Origin of the sequence: Kineosporia sp. NBRC 101677, from assembly GCF_030269265.1 — a bacterium.
GTDB classification, from domain to species: Bacteria; Actinomycetota; Actinomycetes; order Actinomycetales; family Kineosporiaceae; genus Kineosporia; species Kineosporia rhizophila.
In genome coordinates, this window is the sequence record NZ_BSTA01000002.1 from 796,232 (window position 1) to 815,382 (window position 19,151).

The 19,151-nt window shown below is 71.7% G+C and carries 19 protein-coding genes; 8 read left to right on the plus strand and 11 right to left on the minus strand.

Features of this window, described 5'->3' with window-relative positions; translation table 11 throughout:
• From QSK18_RS09020 to QSK18_RS09030, 3 genes are all read right to left on the minus strand, one after another.
• Nucleotides 1-379 (minus strand): P1 family peptidase (locus tag QSK18_RS09020; RefSeq protein ID WP_285617741.1); only part of this gene is annotated, 379 nt, incomplete at its 3' end.
• 8 nt (nucleotides 380-387) lie between these two features.
• The gene (corA, locus tag QSK18_RS09025; protein WP_285617742.1) at nucleotides 388-1,527 is read right to left on the minus strand and encodes a magnesium/cobalt transporter CorA; all 1,140 of its coding nucleotides are present in this window, start codon (nucleotides 1,525-1,527) and stop codon (nucleotides 388-390) included.
• Nucleotides 1,528-2,016: 489 nt separating this feature from the next.
• Nucleotides 2,017-3,531, minus strand: a complete 1,515-nt coding sequence (locus tag QSK18_RS09030; RefSeq protein ID WP_232809233.1) for an aminopeptidase P family protein — start codon at nucleotides 3,529-3,531, stop codon at nucleotides 2,017-2,019.
• A 196-nt stretch (nucleotides 3,532-3,727) separates the two neighbouring features.
• Between QSK18_RS09030 and QSK18_RS09035 the strand changes: the two genes are divergently transcribed.
• From QSK18_RS09035 to QSK18_RS09045, 3 genes are read left to right on the plus strand one after another with little or no spacing between them, the layout of a single operon-like run.
• A complete protein-coding gene (locus QSK18_RS09035; protein ID WP_232809232.1) occupies nucleotides 3,728-4,381 on the plus strand; it encodes a DUF6758 family protein in 654 nt (217 codons plus the stop codon).
• A 5-nt stretch (nucleotides 4,382-4,386) separates the two neighbouring features.
• Nucleotides 4,387-5,232: a PHP domain-containing protein gene (locus QSK18_RS09040; protein WP_232809231.1), complete on the plus strand. Its 846-nt coding sequence runs from the start codon at nucleotides 4,387-4,389 to the stop codon at nucleotides 5,230-5,232.
• Nucleotides 5,229-6,068, plus strand: a complete 840-nt coding sequence (locus QSK18_RS09045) for a RecB family exonuclease (RefSeq protein ID WP_285617743.1) — start codon at nucleotides 5,229-5,231, stop codon at nucleotides 6,066-6,068. Before QSK18_RS09040 ends, QSK18_RS09045 begins: the two co-directional genes overlap by 4 nt.
• Here the strand turns inward: QSK18_RS09045 and QSK18_RS09050 are convergent.
• The 3 genes from QSK18_RS09050 to QSK18_RS09060 form a co-directional block, all read right to left on the minus strand.
• On the minus strand, nucleotides 6,058-6,558 hold the full coding sequence (locus QSK18_RS09050) for a TIGR00725 family protein (protein ID WP_232809229.1): 501 nt from the start codon (nucleotides 6,556-6,558) through the stop codon (nucleotides 6,058-6,060). The two genes, QSK18_RS09045 and QSK18_RS09050, sit on opposite strands and share 11 nt — an antisense overlap.
• A 49-nt stretch (nucleotides 6,559-6,607) precedes the next feature.
• Nucleotides 6,608-7,591: an NsdA family TPR-like regulatory protein gene (locus tag QSK18_RS09055; RefSeq protein WP_285617744.1), complete on the minus strand. Its 984-nt coding sequence runs from the start codon at nucleotides 7,589-7,591 to the stop codon at nucleotides 6,608-6,610.
• Nucleotides 7,592-7,788: 197 nt separating this feature from the next.
• On the minus strand, nucleotides 7,789-8,691 hold the full coding sequence (locus QSK18_RS09060; protein ID WP_285617745.1) for an oxygenase MpaB family protein: 903 nt from the start codon (nucleotides 8,689-8,691) through the stop codon (nucleotides 7,789-7,791).
• 295 nt (nucleotides 8,692-8,986) lie between these two features.
• Between QSK18_RS09060 and QSK18_RS09065 the strand changes: the two genes are divergently transcribed.
• Nucleotides 8,987-9,844 (plus strand): ParA family protein, encoded by an 858-nt coding sequence (locus tag QSK18_RS09065; protein ID WP_232809226.1) that lies wholly within the window; start codon nucleotides 8,987-8,989, stop codon nucleotides 9,842-9,844.
• A gap of 78 nt (nucleotides 9,845-9,922) precedes the next feature.
• On the opposite strand, the gene QSK18_RS09070 is transcribed toward QSK18_RS09065, so the two are convergent.
• Entirely contained in the window at nucleotides 9,923-11,764 is a 1,842-nt protein-coding gene (locus QSK18_RS09070; protein WP_232809225.1) for a DEAD/DEAH box helicase, read from the minus strand.
• Nucleotides 11,765-11,983: 219 nt separating this feature from the next.
• Between QSK18_RS09070 and QSK18_RS09075 the strand changes: the two genes are divergently transcribed.
• Nucleotides 11,984-12,670, plus strand: a complete 687-nt coding sequence (locus QSK18_RS09075) for a ferritin-like fold-containing protein (RefSeq protein WP_232809224.1) — start codon at nucleotides 11,984-11,986, stop codon at nucleotides 12,668-12,670.
• Nucleotides 12,671-12,754: 84 nt separating this feature from the next.
• Here the strand turns inward: QSK18_RS09075 and QSK18_RS09080 are convergent, their stop codons facing one another.
• Together QSK18_RS09080 and QSK18_RS09085 are read right to left on the minus strand one after the other, a co-directional pair.
• On the minus strand, nucleotides 12,755-12,979 hold the full coding sequence (locus QSK18_RS09080; RefSeq protein ID WP_232809223.1) for a DUF3107 domain-containing protein: 225 nt from the start codon (nucleotides 12,977-12,979) through the stop codon (nucleotides 12,755-12,757).
• A gap of 164 nt (nucleotides 12,980-13,143) precedes the next feature.
• Nucleotides 13,144-13,860: a TetR/AcrR family transcriptional regulator gene (locus tag QSK18_RS09085; protein ID WP_285617746.1), complete on the minus strand. Its 717-nt coding sequence runs from the start codon at nucleotides 13,858-13,860 to the stop codon at nucleotides 13,144-13,146.
• 383 nt (nucleotides 13,861-14,243) lie between these two features.
• On the opposite strand from QSK18_RS09085, the gene QSK18_RS09090 reads away from it, so the two are divergent.
• Nucleotides 14,244-15,047: a DUF3152 domain-containing protein gene (locus QSK18_RS09090; protein WP_232809221.1), complete on the plus strand. Its 804-nt coding sequence runs from the start codon at nucleotides 14,244-14,246 to the stop codon at nucleotides 15,045-15,047.
• Nucleotides 15,044-16,225 (plus strand): molybdopterin-synthase adenylyltransferase MoeB, encoded by a 1,182-nt coding sequence (moeB, locus tag QSK18_RS09095; protein WP_285617747.1) that lies wholly within the window; start codon nucleotides 15,044-15,046, stop codon nucleotides 16,223-16,225. Before QSK18_RS09090 ends, moeB begins: the two co-directional genes overlap by 4 nt.
• Before the next feature lie 61 nt (nucleotides 16,226-16,286).
• On the opposite strand, the gene QSK18_RS09100 is transcribed toward moeB, so the two are convergent.
• Nucleotides 16,287-16,466 carry a hypothetical protein gene (locus QSK18_RS09100; protein ID WP_232809219.1) on the minus strand — a complete coding sequence of 60 codons (180 nt, stop codon included), beginning with the start codon at nucleotides 16,464-16,466 and terminating at the stop codon, nucleotides 16,287-16,289.
• A 305-nt stretch (nucleotides 16,467-16,771) separates the two neighbouring features.
• Here QSK18_RS09100 and QSK18_RS09105 point away from each other — a divergent pair, with 305 nt between their 5' ends.
• Entirely contained in the window at nucleotides 16,772-17,551 is a 780-nt protein-coding gene (locus QSK18_RS09105) for a DUF4184 family protein (protein WP_285617751.1), read from the plus strand.
• Here the strand turns inward: QSK18_RS09105 and QSK18_RS09110 are convergent.
• Entirely contained in the window at nucleotides 17,540-19,144 is a 1,605-nt protein-coding gene (locus QSK18_RS09110; RefSeq protein WP_285617753.1) for an alginate O-acetyltransferase AlgX-related protein, read from the minus strand. The two genes, QSK18_RS09105 and QSK18_RS09110, sit on opposite strands and share 12 nt — an antisense overlap.
• Between the last annotated feature and the right edge of the window lie 7 nt (nucleotides 19,145-19,151).

Consider the following 19,151-nt stretch of genomic DNA (forward strand, 5'->3'; position numbering starts at 1 on the left):
CGAGGTCGAACACTGCGGCGGCGGGCACGATGGGTACCCGGATCGATGTTGGGTCGTGGACCGGGCCAGCGGCGAAGCCGAGGCCCTGCTCCAGGCACCAGCGTTGCACGCCGCCCGCGCTGGCCAGGCCGAAAGCGCTTCCGCCGGTGAGGGTCACGGCGTCTACCGTGGGCACCAGCGTGGTCGGGTCGAGGGCGTCGGTCTCGTGGGTGCCCGGCCCGCCGCCCCGCACGTCGACCGCACCGACCGTGCCGGGTGGTGGGATCACCGCAGTGACCCCACTCAGCCAGCCGTCACCAACACGCTGGGCGTGCCCCACTCGCAAGCCGGGGACGTCCGTGATCGAACCCCAGCGCGCCCAAGGCCCAGAAGCGTCCATAATTCGATCTAGAGCCAGCCGTTGCGCTTGAACCCGCGGAAGAGACCCCCGCAGATCGTCGCCATCAGCGTCAGCACCGCCGGATAACCCCAGGTCTGCTGCAGTTCCGGCATGTGCTCGAAGTTCATCCCGTAGATGCCCGCGATCATGGTCGGGACCGCGGCGATCGCGACCCAGGCCGAGATCTTGCGCATGTCCTCGTTCTCCGCGATCGAGACCCGGGCCAGACCGGCCTGCAGGATCGAGGTGAGCAGCTCGTCGAAACTGGCCACCTGCTCGTGCACCCGGGCCAGGTGGTCGGACACGTCGCGGAAGTACTCGCGGATCTCGGCGTGGATCAGCCGGCGCGGCCGTTCGGAGAGCTCACGCAGCGGCGCGGCCAGCGGCTGCACCGTGCGCTTCATCTCGATCACGTCGCGCTTGAGCTGGTAGATGCGCTCGATGTCGGTGTTGCCGCGGGGAGCGAACACCGTGCTCTCGATCTCCTCCAGGTCCTGCTGGACCGCGTCGACCACGGCCAGGTAGTCGTCGACCACCTTGTCGGCCACGGCGTGCAGCACCGCCGAGGGGCCCAGGGCCAGTTGCTCCTGGTCGCCCTCCAGCCGGCGGCGCAGGCCGGCCAGCGCGGCGGCCTTGCCGTGCCGGATGGTGATCACGAACCAGTCGCCCACGAACACCATGACGGCGCCGGTCTCGACCACGTCGCCACCGGCGTCGCGGTCGGTCGAGTCGAGGTAGGCCAGGGTGCGCATGGCCAGGAACATGTCGCTCTCGTGCCGCTCCAGCTTGGGCCGCTGGCGCGGGCTGGCCGCGTCCTCCAGGGCGAGCGGGTGCAGCGAGAAGACCTCACCGAGCTGCTCGAGCTGCTCGGAGGAGGGTTCGTGCAGGCCGAGCCAGACGAAACCCTCGCCCTGCTGGGCCACTTCGACGGCCTGCGGGAAGTCGCCGGACTGGACCCGGCGGCCGTTGCAGTACAGACCCCAGTCGACTGCGGCGTCGAGAAGCCCGCCCGTCTTGTCGGACTCGTGCTCGATGCGTTCCTTGAGCACGTCGAGGGGGCCGTAGCGCAGCGCGGGGTAGACATTGCGCAGCTGAGGCCGGGGAAGGGCCAGGGACCGGGCGAGGCCGGTGCGGTTCGTGCGAGCCATGAGGGGGTCACCTCCCGTTGCAAAGGCAGACCCGCGGTGGGCTACGTCAGGTCAGGCGCAACCCAGTGGGAGCTCCGGCGGCCCGGAGCTCGCGATCCGCGGGGGAGTCGGTACTGGCAGGGGTGTCATCTCTGGACGGCACCGATCTCACCTCCCTCATCCGGGACCTTCGCCGAAAAGCATCATCGACCGTGCGACTGCGCCCTTGATCAGCCGTACGGGCGGCCGGAACGGCGTTCGACCGGGCTCATGCTAACCCTCGGGTAGCACCAGTACCGACCGAAAGCTGGACATCCGTCCGAAGACCGGGTGACCGTCAGGTCGGTGCTGCGTGAACACGTGCGCCGAACGGTGTCATCCAGGCCTGCGCCCACGTACTTATCGTCCGGGACGACCAAAGCGTTACAGCCCGCCCCGAAGGCTTCGGGGCGGGCTGTTCGAGGACGTCGTCGGCGACCGAAGGCGCTCGGCCGCCGGTCAGGCGGTGGTTCAGTCGCGCAGGGAGGCCATCCACGCCTCGATCTCGTCCGGCCGGCGCGGGAGACCGGCCGAGAGGTTCTCCACCCCGTCGGCGGTGACCAGCACGTCGTCCTCGATCCGGACCCCGATGCCGCGCAGTTCCTCCGGGGCCAGCAGGTCGTGCGGGCCGAAGTACAGGCCCGGCTCGATCGTGAAGACCATGCCCGGCTGCAGCTCGGCGTCCAGGTACATCTCCTTGCGGGCCTGGGCGCAGTCGTGCACGTCGATGCCGAGGTGGTGGCTGGTGCCGTGGACCATCCAGCGGCGGTGGAACTGGCCCTCCTTGCCCAGCGACTCCTCGGCGGTGCCGGGCAGCAGGTCCCACTCGGCCAGCGTGCGGGCGATCACCTGCATGGCGGCGGCGTGCACCTCGCGGAACTTCACGCCCGGCCGGGCGGCGGCGAACGCGGCGTCGGCGGCGTCGAGCACGGCCTGGTAGACCCGGCGCTGCGGCTCGGTGAACTTGCCGGAGACCGGCAGGGTGCGGGTGACGTCTGCGGTGTAGAGCGTGTCCACCTCGACCCCGGCGTCGACGAGCACCAGGTCGTTCTCGTGCACCGGGCCGTCGTTGCGGATCCAGTGCAGGGTGCAGGCGTGCGGGCCGGAGGCGGCGATGGTGTCGTAGCCCACGCCGTTGCCCTCGCGCCGGGCCCGGCTCTCGAACACCGTCTCGACCACCCGCTCACCGCGCACCGAGGCCACCGCCTCGGGCAGTGCGCGGACGATGTCGGCGAAGCCGAGGGCCGTGGCGTCGACCGCCCGGCGCATCTCGGCGACCTCGAACTCGTCCTTCACCAGGCGCAGCTCGGACACGATGCGGGCCAGGTCGTGGTCGGCGGTGAGCGCCTCGGCGGCGTCCACCCCGGCCGCCTCCCGGGCCTCGGCCAGCGCCTCGTCCAGACCCGGGTCGGCCTCGCGCAGCACCCGCACCGGCACCGCACCCACGTCCTTGGTGACCGCCTCGCGCAGGTCGGCCAGCGGGCGGCAGGTCAGACCGGTCTCCGCCTCGACCTCTTCCAGGCTGGGGCGCACGCCCACCCAGAGCTCGCCGTAGCGGGGGTCGGCGTAGAACTGCTCGGAGTCGCGCTCGGCCCGCGGCTGCACGTAGAGGACGGCCTCGAAGCCCTCGGCGGTGGGCTCGATCACCAGCGCCGCGTCCGGCTCCCGGTCGGTGCCCAGCCCGGTGAGGTGGGCGAAGGCCGAGTGCGGGCGGAAGCGGTGGTCGGTGTCGTTGCTGCGCACCCGGAACACCCCGGCCGGCAGCACCAGGCGCTCGCCCGGGAGTTCGGCGGCCAGACGGGCCCGGCGCTCGGCGGCGTAGGCCGCGGCGGGCAGGCGGGCCGGCAGCTCGGAGGGACGCGGGGCCCAGCCGGAGGCGATGAACGCGCGGAAGGCCGGTGAGTTCGGCCTCTCCCGGTGCTCGACCTCCTGAGGTTTCGCGGATTCGCCCTCAGGGCCCTGCACAACGGGTTCGTTCTCGCTCATGGGCAACATTCTGCCGTCTCGGCCCGGGACCGGTCAGCGGGGTTTCGCGGGTTCAGGAGCTTTCCGGCGGTCGGCGGCCGTTCCGGTTGGGCCGTTCGAAGGGTGCTGCGCCGCCCGGCGGCCGGTTCGGCGCTGGATCACCAGATGGCACGCGCGGCGGCTTGACCTGCGGCGCCGGGCAAGGAACCGTCGGTGTGTGACCCTTCTGCGGACCTGCCCCCGGTGTGGTGCGGTCGCCCGGGAGCCGGGCGAGCACACGGCCAGCTGGACCTGTGAGGAACACGGCCCGGTGGTGCCGGTCGGCCCCGCCCAGGCGCCCACGCAGAAACTGATCCGACAGGTCGCGCTCGACTCGCTGGTGCCGGTCTGGATGCCGCGCCCGCTGCCGCAGGGCTGGGAGGTCACCGGTCTGCAGTGGGCCGGAGCGGGCGCCGGCGGCACGGTGGCCTGCGTGGTCGCGGTCTCCGGGCCGCACCCGCTGCCGGAGGTGGGGGACGAGGAGCCCACCGTCGACCTGATGTTCGTGGCGGAGCAGCCGGGCATCGGCCTGGGGGCGCACCTGGCCGGGCTCCGCGGGGTCGACCCGGGCCCGATGCTGGCCGACAAGGCGGCGCACGACCCGGCCGAGATCAAGCTCGAGGCCGACGACCACGAGGTGCCGCTGTGGTCGGTGCCGGTCGACGGCGGCCTGGCCTACGTGGGCGAGGCCTCCGGGGTCTGGCTCTGGCTGCTGGCCTGGCCGAGCTCGGCCGCGCTGGCCCTGCTGAACCGGTTCTGCCTGGTCGACGCCCGCAACGAGGAGACCGAGCCGGACCTGCCCTGCGGCCCGCTCACTCCCCGCCTACGCTGACCTGCGTGCGAATCGACCTGCATGTCCACTCCAGCGCCTCGGACGGTACCGACACCCCGGCCGGGGTGATGGAGGCGGCCGCCGCGGCCGGGCTGGACGTCGTCGCACTGACCGACCACGACACCACCGCGGGCATCCCGGCCGCGGGCGAGGTGGCCCGGCGGTTGGGGCTGACCCTGCTGCCCGGCGCCGAGATCTCCTGCCAGATGCGGGGGATCGGGGTGCACATGCTGGCCTACCTGCACGACCCGGCCGACCCGGCGCTGCTGGCCGAGCAGGAGCAGACCAAGGCCGACCGGCTGACCCGGGCCGAGCGGATGGTGCGGCGGCTGTCCAAGGACTTCGCCATCACCTGGGCCGACGTGCAACGGCAGTGCGAGCCGGACGCCGCGGTGGGCCGGCCGCACATCGCCGACGCGCTGATCGAGGCCGGTGCGGTGGCCACCCGGGACGAGGCGTTCGCCACCGTGCTGAACGGCCGCTCGCCCTACTACCTGCCCTATCACGCGCCCGAGGCGGAACTGATCGTGCGCCTGGTGCGGGCCGCCGGCGGGGTGCCGGTGATGGCGCACCCGCGGGCCGGCAAGCGCGGGTGGCTGGTCTCCGACCAGGACATCGCCGACCTGGCCGAGGCCGGGCTGGTCGGGCTGGAGGTGGACCACCGGGACCACGAGGAGCCGGACAAGGCGGTGCTGCGCGGGCTGGCCGCCGAGCTCGGCCTGCTCACCACCGGCTCGAGCGACTACCACGGCACCGGCAAGGTCAACCGGATCGCCGAGAACACCACCGCGCCGGAGGTACTGGAGAAGATCATCGCCCTCGGTACCCCGTCGCGGGTGATCCGCGGGTGAACGACCAGCTCGAACTGCTGGGCATGCCGGAACCGCTCTACTCCTGCACGCCCACCCGCCTGGTCAACTGGCGCACCTGCCCGCGCCGCTACCGGTTCACCTACCTCGACCGGCCCTCGCCCTCGAGGGGCCAGGTCTGGGCCCACACCAGCATCGGCGCAGCGGTGCACTCGGCCCTGGCCGACTGGTGGGCCACCCCGCCCGAACGCCGGGACCCGGAGCTCGCCTATCAGCTGGTGCGCAGGCGCTGGCTGAACGACGGTTTCGCCGACCGGGAGCAGTCGGCCGCCGCAGGCCGGCGGGCCGTGGACTGGGTGCGCAACTACCTGTTCGAGTCGCCGACCGATCCGCTGGCGCAGCCGGCCGGGGTGGAGCAGACGGTCAGCGCCCACACCGAGCGGCTGGCCCTGTCCGGCCGGGTCGACCTGATCGACCTGCGCGACGACGAGCTGGTGGTGGTCGACTACAAGACCGGGCGGCACGAGCCCACCGAGGAGGACGCCTTCGCCAGCCTGGCCCTGGCCGTCTACGCGGTCGCCACCGCGCGCACCTACCGGCGGCCGTGCCTGCAGGTCGAGCTGCACCACCTGCCCACCGGCACCCGGGCGGTGGCCCGCTACGACCTGGCCGGGCTGGAACGCAAGCTGGCCGAGGCCGATGCGCTGGGCGCCGCGGCGGCCGCGGCCGACGCCGAGTTCGCCGCCGGCCGCCGGGACGACACGGTGTTCCCGCCGAAACCGGGCCCCGGCTGCTCGTTCTGCGACTTCCGGCGGTCTTGCCCGGAAGGGCGGGCCGCCTCCGAGGAGCGACCGGCCTGGACCGCAGTCAGGTCGTGACCAGGACCCGGCTCACTGCTTCCTCGGCGCTCTCCACGTAGGCGATGCCGTCGTCCACAGTTCTGCCGTCCGGCCCCACCACCCGCCAGCCGTCCAGCACCACCACCGGCACCCCGCCGCGTCGCCGGGCCAGCGCCACCTCGCTCAGCGTGCCCCAGGAGCCGCCGACCGCGATCACCGCGTCGGCGCTCCAGACGATGACGGCGTTGCGTGCTTCCCCGATGTTCGTGACCACGGTGACCGACAGGTCCGGGCTCGCCCCCTCGCGATCGGCGCCGGGGCGGATGCCGACCACCAGCCCGCCCGCCGAACGCGCGCCGGCGGCCACCGCGGCCATCACCCCGGTGCCCCCGCCGCAGATCACCACTGCTCCGGCCTCGGCCAGGAGCACCCCGACCCGCCGGGCGGCCTCGGCCTGTTGTTCGGTGCAGTTGCGGGGGCCGCAGACCGCGACCTGCAGAGGGCGGGCGGAGGTGTTCGGAACGGGCACGATGCGGATCCCTTCGCAGAGCCTCGAGGACGGACGGCTTCCGGCTCGGTCAGCTCAGTGCGTCGGAGAGGTCCCGCCGCGCCGGATAGGCCCGGAACAAGGCGATCTCGCCCAGTAGCTCCCGCGATAGGGCCGAACGGGTGAAAACGCCGGATTCGAGGGTGTGTGCCGCCGCGACGACCCGGCCGACGATCGGCCCGGTGCGGTTGTCGGCGGGCAGGGCGAGCACCGAGCGCAGCTCGGCGGCGGCCGCGTCCAGGTCGGACAGGGCCAGGTGGGCATTGCAGAGATCGAGCCGGGCGGCGGCCAGCAGTTCGGGGGAGCGCTGGGCCGGGACGGCGGCCTCGAGCAGCTGCAGCGACTCACCGGCCTCGCGTACGGCCAGCCGCGCGTTGCTCTCGCCACCAAGGGCCAGCCAGGCCTCGCTGGCGTAGTAGGCCGCCTTGGCCGGGCTGAACCGGAACACGCCGGGCTGGTCGTCCACCCCGTCGTTCTCCCGGGCTGCCCGGGCCACCGTCAGCGCGGCCTCGACCTGCCGGGTCTCGCCGCACGCGGCCCAGGCCCGGGCCTCCGCGCTGACCAGGCGCAGCAGATTGCTGCCCTTGGTGGCGTGACGCCGCCCGCTGTGCGCGATCTGGGCCGCGAGCGGGTAGTCGCCGCCCCAGTAGGCCACGTTCGACTGCACCCAGCGCAGAAAGGCCCTCAGCGAGTCGTCGTCGGCCAGTTCGGCGCACAACCAGGCCGTGCGGGTGTTGGTCTCGGCCGCCACCGGATCACCGAGATCGGCGCTGGCGTGGGCGATCAGCGCGCACAGCCGCCCGGCCAGGGAGTACAGCGGGGCGGTCAGGCTGGGCCGCCGGCTCTTCTCCAGGAGCTCGAACACCTCGCGCCGCAGCTGCCAGACCGGGCCGACCAGGGCGAGCGGAGGCTGGGTGAGGTAGGCGTCGGCCAGGGTGCGCACCTGGGCAGCGAGCTGGTCGAGCAGCTCGTGGTCGACTCCGGCCCGGCTGCCGGGCGCAGGCAATCGGTTCATCCGCGGACCGCCTCGTCGCCTCGATGAGCAGATCGGAACGGGCCCAGGTTAGTGGCAGAACCGCAGACAGGGGAGTCGAATCGGGACGTTGCGTGACTGATCGCATACTTGACGCGATCCGGTCCGGGCACACCGACGTCCTCAAGCCCTTTTGATCAAGAGCTTGAGGACGTCGGTGCGCGCCTGAGCGCGACGGTTCAGTGGCGGGTGCGGTGCAGTTCGTCGCGCAGGGAGTGCAGGGCCACCGTGGCGGCGGCCGGGGCCAGTGCGCCGGCGCCGTCACCGGGCATGGACGAGTACATGGCCCGCGCCCAGTTGGGCTGCGACGACCAGGCCAGACCGGCCACCGGGGCCCAGTTCGGCCGGTTGCGCTGGGTCATCGCCAGCAGGGCGGGCACGGCCGGGCTGACCAGCGAGCCGATGAACGCCCGGGCCTCGTGCGTCATCCGCAGCTTGGGCCGCATCCGGCGGAAGTACCGGGTCAGGTCGCGGCGGGTGGCCGGCACCCGGTCGGGCTCCAGGCCCCAGACCGCGGCGGTGCGCAGCTGCTCGGCGAGGTACGTCTCGTGCTCGGCGTCGGTGAGCGCCAGGCCACCGCGCCGGGTCACCTCCACGAACGAGGCGACCTGGCAGCAGTGCATCCACAGCACGAGATCCTCGTCGTCGCCGCGGAACTCGTCACCGTCGCCGGCGAAACCGACGACCTGGCCCATCACCGCGCGCAGCCGCGCGCCGGTCATCGCGGCCTCGATGCTGTTGCCGAAGATCACCGCGCCGATGTGACGCTGCGCCCACTGCAGCCGGTCCCACGGGTCGTCCACCCGGCGGGCGGTGGCGAACACGTTCGCCATGCCCTCGGGGTGCAGCACCTGCATGGTCAGGGCCCGCAGGGTGGCCAGGCCGATCAGCGGGTCGGAGTGCACCCGCCAGGTGACCGTGCGGGGGCCGAAAAGCCCCCACTGACCGGCCTGGTCGGCCTCGTGGTCGGTCTCCGGCTCGGCCTCGTGGTCCTCGGCGCGGCCGGTGTCGGCCGGGTGCTCCAGGTAGTCCCACTGCTCCAGCCGCGGCGGCTCTTCGTGATGCGCTCGAGTCTGCTCCACCTGTCCCTGTCCCCAGGCCCGTCGGGCTCGCCCGGCAGCGGTTTCCACGGTGGTTCGCCGGCGACGGCCGGGGGCGTGCTCGACCTCGTCGAGATCGAACCGTGCGGCCCCGGTCAGAGGTAGAAGGGCACTGCTCCGTTCCCAGCTGTCATCCGTCGCGCTCGCTGCCATGGGGTAAAGACTGTCGGATTCGACCCTTGATCGCCTGTCGAGCCCACCGACGGCCCATCGGGACACAGGCAGTCGATAGTCTGAAAGCGGGTCTTTCCGGCCCGCCGTCTCCGGGAGCAGATGCATGGGCCGCGTAATCGCCGTCGCCAACCAGAAGGGTGGCGTCGCCAAGACCACCACGGTGGCCTCGCTCGGCGCCGCGTTCGTGCTGCGGGGGCTGCGCGTGCTGTTGATCGACCTCGACCCGCAGTCGTCGCTCACCTTCAGCCTGGGCATCGACCCGGACGTGGTGGAGTACTCGATCTCCGACGTGGTCCGCGGCGAGGTCGAGCTGCCGGCCGCGCGGCTGCGCACCAGCGAGGGCATGGACCTGGTGCCCTCGACGATCGACCTGCTGGCGGCGGAGGCCATGCTGCTGCCGGCCCCGCAGCGTGAGTTCGTGGTGCGCCGGGGCCTGGAAGAGGTGCTCTCCACCTACGACGTGATCCTGCTCGACTGTTCGCCCAGCCTGGGCCTGCTCACGCTGAACGCGCTGGCGGCGGCCGACGAGGTGATCGTGCCGCTGCAGTGCGAGATGCTCAGCCACCGGGGGGTGGGCCAGCTGCTGGACACGGTGGCCGACGTGCACCGGCTGCTCAATCCGCGGCTGCGGGTGCGGGGGCTGCTGCCCACCATGTACGACAAGCGCTCGGTGCACGCCCGGGCCGTGCTCGGCGACGTCAAGCGCCGCTACCGGGTGCCGGTGCTGAACCCGATCCCGCGCTCGGTGAAGTTCGCCGAGGCCCCCAGCGTGGGCGCCACCATCGTCGGCACCTCGCCCAGCTCGTCGGGGGCCCGGGCCTACTTCCGGATCGCCGACGGATTGCTGCGGGCCTGGCGGTTCGGCGGCCGTAAAGTCGCTCCGGCCCGCACTTCCCGCATGCACACCAGCCTGCGCCCGCCCGTCTCGGGGCACGGGCAGGCCGACGCCGAGGCACTCTGAGCCCTCGACCGGCACCCACCCGGTACGGAACGAAAGTGGCCCGCGCCGGAAGGCGCGGGCCACTTCGGTTCTCGATGCTCAGCTGTCGGTGGAACCGGCCGACGCGCTCTCGGCGGGGGCCGCGCTGGACGAGCCCGAACCCCGGCCGCCCCGGCGCCGACGACGGCGCCGGCGCTGGGCCTCGGCACCTTCGGGGTCGGCGTCTTCGGTGGTCGACTCGACGACCGCGGTGGCCTCGCCGACCTCCACGCTCTCGACGGCCTCGGACGTCTCGGACGCTTCGCCCGCCTCGACCGGGACACCGGCCCGGGTGCGGCGACGCTGACGGGTGCGGGTACGCCGCGGCGTCTCCTCGCCCGACGTCTCCGGGTCGCCGCCGGTGACCTCGGGAGCCTGGGACTCGTCGGAGCCCTCGGACCGGGTACGGCTGCGGGAGCGCGAGCCGCGCCCGCCGTCCTTCGAGTCGCGTGCGTCGCGACGGGACCCGCCGGAGCCAGAGGAACGGGTCGGGGTACCGCCACCGCGCTTGCCGGTCTCGCCCAGGTCTTCCAGCTCTTCGGCGTCGAGGCCGGCGCGGGTGCGCGAGGCCCGGGGGAGGGTGCCGCGGACCCCGGCCGGGATGTTCAGGTCCTCGAAGAAGTGCTCGGACGAGGAGTACGTCTCGGCCGGCTCCGGGATGCCCAGGTCGAGCGCCTTGTCGATCATCATCCAGCGGTGCAGGTCGTCCCAGTCGACGAAGGTGACCGCGACCCCGGTGTTGCCGGCCCGGCCGGTGCGGCCGATCCGGTGCAGGTACGTCTTCTCGTCCTCCGGGCAGGCGTAGTTGACCACGTGGGTGACGTTCTCCACGTCGATGCCCCGGGCCGCCACGTCGGTGGCCACCAGCACGTCGATCTTGCCGTTGCGGAAGGCGCGCAGCGCCTGCTCCCGGGCCCCCTGCCCGAGGTCACCGTGGATCGCCGCGGCGGCGAAGCCCCGCATCGCCAGTTCCTCGGCGACCTTGGCGGCGGTGCGCTTGGTGCGGGTGAAGATGATCGACAGGCCGCGGCCCTCGGACTGCAGCAGCCGGGCCAGCATCTCGACCTTGTCCATCGCGTGGGCGCGATAGATGAACTGGGCGATCGCCAGCACGGTGGCGCCGGAGTCGTCCGGGTCGGAGGCCCGGATGTGCGTGGGCTGGGTCATGTACTTGCGGGCCAGCGACACCACGGCGCCCGGCATGGTGGCCGAGAACAGCAGGGTCTGACGGCCGTCGGGGGTCAGCGACATCAGCTTCTCGACGTCGGGCAGGAAGCCCAGGTCGAGCATCTCGTCGGCCTCGTCGAGCACCAGGGTGCGCACGTGGGCCAGGTTCAGCAGGCCCTGCTGGGCCAGGTCGAGCAGCCGGCCGGGCGTGCCGACGACCACCTCGATGCCCTTCTTCAGCGCCTCGACCTGCGGTTCGTAGGCCCGGCCGCCGTAGACGGTGAGGATCCGCGCGCTCAGGTTCTTCGAGGCGACCTTCAGGTCCTCGGCGACCTGGGTGGCCAGCTCCCGGGTGGGCACGATGGCCAGGGCCTGCGGGGCGCCCGGGGCGGCCAGCTCGGCGAAGCCCTCGTCCTTCGGGCCGACCACCCGGTGCAGCAGCGGGATGCCGAAGCCCAGGGTCTTGCCGGTACCGGTCTTGGCCTGGCCGATCACGTCGCTGCCGGCGATCGCCACCGGCAGCGTCATCGCCTGGATCGGGAACGGGGCGCTCATCCCGGCCTTGAGCAGGGCCTCGGTGACGCGCGGGTCGGTGCCGAGGTCGGCCCAGCCCGGGGCCTGGGCGCCGGGCTTGACCTCGTCCTCGACGACGGCGACGATCTCGCCGGCGTTCTCGAGGTCGAGGGCGGGGTTCTCGTCCGGCCGGTCGGTGGGGTTACTGGATGAAGCGGACACGCGGTGCCTAACTCTTCGGGGGCGCTGGCCTGCGGGCCGGACCGCGCCGACCCCGGTGGGGTGGCGGAGGGAGAAAGGCGCTCCGGCGGGCCGCGCTGCGGCATTCGGAAGCCGACCGTGTGAGCGACCGGTCATCCACGTACAGGGGTCTGGCAGGTGTAGCAGGTACCTCTAACTGACTGATCCTACCTGGTCGGGGGGCTCAGTACCCTCCTGTCCATGGAGCAGCAGGAGGACAGGTTCACCGATCCGGCATACCGGGCGGCCGTCGTCGACCTATTGGGCACACTGGCCTACGGTGAACTGAGTGCATTCATCCGCCTTTCCGGCGACGCGGACCTGGCCCCGCGGCTGGCGGCCAAGGCGGCCGTGGCCGGGCTCGCCGCCACCGAGTTCGCGCACTACGACCGGCTGCGCGCCCGTCTGGTCGAGATCGGGGCCGACCCGGAGGAGGCGATGGCCCCGTTCGTCGAGGCGCTGGACGGTTTCCACGAGCGCACCCGGCCCTCCACCTGGCTCGAGGGCCTGGTGAAGTTCTACGTGGGCGACGGCATCGCCTCGGACTTCTACCGGGAGATCACCACCTACCTCGACCCGGACACCCGCGACCTGGTGCTGGGCACCCTGGAGTCGGACCAGCGCTCGTCGTTCGTGCTGCAGGAGGTGCGCCAGGCGATCGGTGAGGACCCGATCCAGGGCAGCCGGCTGGCGCTGTGGGCCCGCCGCCTGGTCGGTGAGGCGCTCAGCCAGGGCCAGCGGGTGGCGGCCGACCGCGACACCTTCTCCACCCTGCTCACCGGCACCGGGGAGCACCCGGGCATGGGCCTGGCCGGCATCGTCTCGATGTTCAGCCGGATCACCGAGCAGCACACCCGGCGGATGGCGCAGATGGGTCTGTCCGCCTAGCGCGGCCCGGACGGCGAAGGCGCCGCTCTCCAGCGAGAACGGCGCCTTCGTGGTGCGTACTGCGGTGTTCGTGGTGCGGTGGTGCTACAGCGTGCCGAAACCGACCCGGCGGGTTTCCTCCGCGCCGATCTCGACGTAGCCGATCTGGGTGCCCGGCACGACGATGAGGCGGCCCTTGTCGTCCTTCAGACGCAGCAGCGAGCTCGAGTTGATCGCGGCCTCGACCGCGTTCACGACGGACTCGGCCGAGTCGGGTGACTCCAGCACGATGTCGCGCGGGATGTCCCGGACGCCGATCTTGACCTCCACGCGAGTGGCCCCTTCCGTCCTGGCCGGCCCCCTCGCGGGGCAGCGCAGCTTTTCCGACTGGTCGGGATGAGCCTAACCGGCAGCGGGCCTGCCGGTCCCGGTGGCACGCTCGGCTTAGCCAACAGCGGAATTGCCCGGGGTGCTCGCGGGCCTGCGCAGCGGTCTCAGGGCCGGCCCGCGGTCTCCTGGCTCTCGCCCAGACCGGTGAGGTCGGCCACCGGGACGACCGGGTTCGCCGTGCCGTCCAGTCGCTCCTCGGCCCGTTCCTCGTGCAGCGGGATGGCGCCGATGCCGCGCCAGTTCAGGCCGGCCAGCAGGCGCACGGCGTCTTCCCGGGGCATCGGGCGCCCCTTCTGCAGCCAGAAGCGCGCGGCCACGTGGGCCATCCCGGACAGGCCGATGCCGATCAGCTCGCACTCCGGCCAGGGCTGCCCGGTCTCCTCGTGGATCACCTCGGCGATCATCCGGCCGCACTGGTCGTTGACCGCCTCCACCCGGCCGCGCACGTCCGGGTCGTTGGTCAGGTCGGACTCGAAGATGAGCCGGAACGACTCGTTCTCCCGGTCGATGAAGTCGAAGAAGGCGCCCAGGGCGTTGGCCACCCGCTGTTTGTTGTCCGGGGTGTTCTCGATGGCTCCGCGCAGCAGTTCCACCACCTCGGCGGAATGCTGCTCGACCAGGGCCAGGTAGAGCTCACGCTTGCCCGGGAAGTGCTGGTAGAGGACCGGCTTGCTGACCCCGGCGCGCTCGGCGATCTCGTCCATCGCCGCCGCGTGGTAGCCCTGGGCCACGAATACCTCTCGCGCTGCTCCGAGCAACTGGCTGCGGCGTGCCGTTCTCGGCAGCCTGGTTCCGCGCGAGCGCACCTCTGGTGTCGACATTTCTTGCCTCCCCGCATCAGTGCCCGTCAGCGGATGCTAAGACGCTTCGGCTGCGCCCCCGCGATTCCGATGCTTTAAGTGATTGTAAGGCTACGAGGCGTTACCAAATCCCACCGCGAGTAGACACTCTGCGCCGGGAGGGACGTCCATTCGGGTGATCGTTCCCACGTTTCATCATCACGCAACGGGGTATAGCCGCTACCTGCGGGTCCCTAACCGCCTCCTCGGTGTAGTCACGGCTGTTCCTGGGTGGGTCCCAGCCTGCCGTTCCGGTCGGGCCGTAGTCACCTCCGTCACCCGGCTGCCCTCCGGACTCGGACGTCACGACCCGGGCGGGTAGCGTGCGAGGCGGAACTGGCGTGGGTGAAAGGAAGAAGCGGCGGATGCGCACGGGTAAGCGGCTCGCAACATCGATGGCCCTGCCCCTGGCGGTGGTGATGCTCACCCTGGCCGGCTGCGGCGCCCTGCCCGGCGGATCGTCCGACGACTCCTCGGCGCAGACTTCCACCCCGTCGTCCACGCCGCCGGAATCCGCAGTTGCGGCGACTGCCGAACCCACGGCGGCCGGTGAGTCCGACGCTGCCCCCAGCGAACCGGCCACGTCGCTGCCCAAGGGGCTCACTCAGAAGGACGTGAACGCGGGGGTGCTCTCGGCCAAGGTGAAGTGGAAGGCCTCGGGCAAGCTGCAGACCGTCAAGGGCAGCACCAAGGCCCCCGGCAAGGGCCAGGTGATCAAGGTCCGGATCCAGGTGGAGAAGGGCCTGAAGATCGACGGTGACAAGTTCGCCGACTTCGTCCTGGCCACGCTGAACGACAGGCGCAGCTGGACCGAGAAGGGCACCCGGCGCTTCGCCCGCACCGACGACGCCGGCCAGGCCTTCACCACCGTCACCCTGGCCAGCCCGCAGACCTCGGCCGAGCTGTGCCGGCCGCTGCAGACCATGGGCAAGCTGTCCTGCCGCAACGGCGACCGGGTGGTGCTCACCAACTACCGCTGGGTCAAGGCCATCCCCGAGTACAAGAAGAACCGCGAGGGGTACCGTCAGTACGTGGTCAACCACGAGGTCGGTCATGCGCTCGGGCACGGGCACGAGTACTGCGCCGGCAAGGGCGAACTCGCGCCGCTGATGATGCAGCAGACCAAGGGCCTGCTGGGCTGCCGTCCCAACCCCTGGCCGCACCCGTGAGGCCGCTGGTCGGGCCCGGTGCGGAGCTGACCGCGCACGAGCTGACCCGCTACTCGCGGCAGGTGCTGCTGCCCGGGCTCGGTTCAGCGGGCCAGCGCCGGCTGAAGAACGCCCGGGTGCTGGTGGTCGGGGCCGGTGGACTGGGCAGCCCGGTGCTCACTTATCTGGCCGCCGCCGGGGTGGGCTCGATCAGCGTGGTCGACGACGACTCGGTGGAGCTGTCCAACCTGCATCGGCAGGTGCTGCACGCCGCAGCGGCAGCCGGTACGCCCAAGGTGCAGAGCGCGGTGGCGGCTCTGGCCGAGCTGAACCCGTTGGTCACGGTGCAGCCCCACCACACCCGGATCACCCCGGAGAACGCGCTGGAGCTGATCCAGGGGCACCACCTGGTCATCGACGGCACCGACAACTTCGCCACCCGCTACCTGGTCGGCGACGCCTGCGCAGTGGCCGGGGTGCCGCTGGTCTGGGGCTCGGTGTTCCGCTTCGACGGGCAGGTCTCGGTGTTCTGGTCGCAGCCCGGCGAGGGGTACGAGCCGGTCACCTACCGAGACCTGCACCCCACCCCGCCGCCGCCCGGTTCGGTGCCTTCCTGCGCCGAGGGTGGAGTGCTGGGGGTGACCTGCGCTGCCATCGGCTCGGTGATGGCGACGGAAGCGATCAAACTGATCACCGGGGTCGGCGAACCCCTGCTGGGCCGCATCATGCTGTTCGACGCGATGGGCATGACCTGGCAGACGATCCGGGTGCGGCCGGCGCCGGATTCGGCCCCTGTCACCCAACTCTCCGAAGACTACGAGGCCTTTTGTGGGGTAGGCCCACCAGCGTCTTCAATTGGTGATCTGAGCGTTGGTGAGCTCGCCCGCAGACTTGAGCGACGCGAACGTGGGCAGGACGATTTCGTCCTGGTAGACGTCCGGGAACCCGAAGAGCGACGGATCGCCTCGATCCCCGGGGCGGTCGGGTTGCCGCTTTCAGTGCTTCGAACTGGAGACGTCGGTGCGCTCCTCACAGAAGTCGCCGACGGACGTCCGTTGGTTCTGCACTGCAAGAGCGGGGGCCGTTCGGCGCAGGCTCTCGAACTGGCCCGGGAAGCCGGGGTGAGCGACGTGCTCCACGTGCCCGGAGGCGTCCTGGCCTGGATCGACGAGATCGACCCGAGCCAGCCGCGTTACTGAACCACCCGCAGAGCAGTTCACCCCGGGCAGCACGCTGCCCGGGGTGAGGTGACTGCGAGGATCAGCGACGGGAACCGATCCGGCTGCGGGCGCCCACGCCGACACCGGCGAAGTGCAGGGCCAGCAGGAACAGGCCCAGCGTCGTCAGGGTCGTGTTCGTGAACGCGTCACCGAGGTCGGCGTTCGCGAAGTCGAGCAGGAGCGCAAGGCCGAAGACCACCGCGGCAGCGATCGCGAGCATGGTTACCTCCTGGTGAGGGTCCCCAAGGGTGAGGACGATCCTGGCCCGGTGATCACCGGGCGTTGGGATGATCATGGGGCCGCGTAGGTGATCGCGCATTTCGGGGCAACCCCCAGTCAGTGTGACTTAGGGCGCGTATTGGGGGTCCATGCCTACTGCGGGGCACCCGGTGGCAGTCTGGACTGCGCCGTTGGGGCCCCCACGTAGAACACCGCTACGAGGGGGCCCCAACGGCTTGCCAGACTGCCACCGGGCACCTCCTCGCTACGGCAGCGACCCCCAATACCCGCCCTTAGGAGCAAGTGGTGCCATTCACGGGCAGTCACCCCGCAGCAGTACTTCCTCTGCTCCGCACGCCCCTGGTGCCGTCTGCGCTGGTGATCGGCAGCATGAGTCCCGACCTGCTGTACTACCTGGCGCTGCCCGATCCGGTGCGCTGGCGGTGGTCGGAGGTCAGCCATTCCGCGCTCGGCATCCTGGGTTTCGACCTGGCCATGGGGCTGGTGGCGTTCGTGCTCTGGCAGGCGCTGATCGTGCCGCTGGCGGTGGCCGTGGCGCCGTCGGCCCTGCGCGACCGGCTCGGCCCCGAGTTGCCGGTGCCACTGCGTGCTCATTGGGCCAGCCCGCGCGCGATTGCCCTGGTCGTGGCGTCGCTGTGGGTCGGTGCGATCACCCACGTGGTGTGGGACGAGTTCACGCACCCTGGCCGCTGGGGCACCGAGAACATTCCGTGGCTGGCGGAACAGCACGGAATCCTGGCGGGGTACCGCTGGGGGCAGTACGCGAGCAGTGTGCTGGGGTTAATGCTGATCGCCTGGGTGTTGGGGCGATGGTGGCTGCGCACAGCCCCGCAGCCGGGCGCCCAGCGGATAGCCGCTCTGCGCCCGGCCATTTCGATCGGAGTATGGACGATTGTGCTGGCGTGCGCGGGAATTGGTGCGGCGGTCGGGTTGTGGGCCAGTGTGACTGACTCGCTGGGCACCGGCTCGCTGGCCTACCTGGTGTCTACCTACGGAGGTGGGGCCGGGTTGGTGGCCGTGCTGTTGTGCGCCCTGCTCGTGGCTTTTCGCGGCTCACGAACCTGACGGCTTCTTCTTCGTCGGGGTGGCCAGTTCCCGGGCCAGGGCCTCGTGCATCGGCTGCCCCTCGGCCAGCCAGCCGGCCCGCTGCGGCCAGCCCCGCTGCACCGTCTCGATGATGATCCGGTCGAACCCGGGCAGGTCGTCCTGCTGCACCGCGGTCAGGAAGTCCGACCAGTGCATCACCTCGAGGTGGGTGAAGTAGGGCGCGAGCAGGCCCTCGGCGCGGGAGATGAACGAGTCGTTCACCACCAGGGTGCGGCCCTTGATCATCGGCGCGGTGGTGGACCAGGCCCGGAAGACCGCCACTCCCCGCCCCGACGGCGACTTCTCGGTCTTCGCCCGGATCGTCACGTCGTCGCGCAGGACCTGGTACACCGGCACGGTCGTGTTCCGCGAGATGCCCATCAGCCGGTAGAGGTCGTTGTCGGCCTTCTCGTCCTGCACCTGGACCGCCTTGGGGGCCCCGGCCAGGGCCTCGGGCGCCTCGTCCCGGGCGATCAGGGCGTCGATCACGGTCTTCGACCAGACCAGGGCGCCCTCGCTGGTCCAGTGGCTGTCGCCCTTCTGGAAGACCGAGCCGGGCCGGGCGTCGTGCGCCGCCTGCAGTTGGTCCCAGGAGATCACCACCGGCCCGTCGGGGTGCCCGCCCCAGGTCTGCTCGGTCTGCCGGCGCACCTGGTCGGAGCAGGCCAGCAGGGCGTCGGCGCGGGAGCCGAGGTCGGCGCTCATGATCGCCGACTTGTCCGGAGCGATCGCCACCATGATCGACTTTTCGGTGCCGGCCGCGATCCCGGTGAGCCGCTGCAGCCCGGCGTCGACCGGGGCCGGGTCGAAGTCGAACCGGCAGGGCAGGGTGAAGTCCTCGGAGAGGAACGGGGTCCGGTGGCGGCCGAGCACCACGGCCGGGTTGAGGCTGGTGCCCAGGCGGTCGCGGGAGGCCTGGCCGATCGCCTCGGTGACGTACTGGCGCAACGCCAGCCGGTCGCGCAGGGCCTCGTCGGTCTGCTTGCTGTCGGCCCCGCTGAGCAGGCCGGAGGGGGTCACGTGGGGGAAGGCGGCGCGGTCACGGTTCTCGGCGCCCCAGGGCAGGGGCGGCTTGAGCAGCCAGACCGCGAGCAGGGCGGCGGCGAACAGGGCGACCAGCACCCGGGCGGCCCTCACGCTGCGCCTGCGGCGGCGCTCGGCGCTGAACCGGGCCAGCAGTTCGTCGAGTTCCTGCGTGGCTGAGCGGGGCCCGGTTTTCGTCGGTGGGGCCGGGCTCTGCGGTTCTGGGGCCTCGGCGGCCGGGCCCGGTTCGTCGGGCTCTCCGGGCTCGTCGGGCTCGGTGGTTTCGGCGGGCTCGGTGGGGTCAGCCACGGCCGGGTCCGGAGCCGGGTGATGGATGACCTCGAGCCGGTCGGGATGCTCGGCGACCCGGACGGCCAGCCCGGACGGGCGTTGCTGAGAGTGATGTTGCACGGGGGTCGGGTGGGAAGGCGACGCGCCGGGCCCGGAGCCGAACCGGCCGAACGATCCGATCGGCTCGACCGCCCGGTCGCTCTCGCCGGGCGGGTTCGGGGGTTCGTCGTCGTCCGGAAGGATGATGGTTCGGCCCACGGCCCAC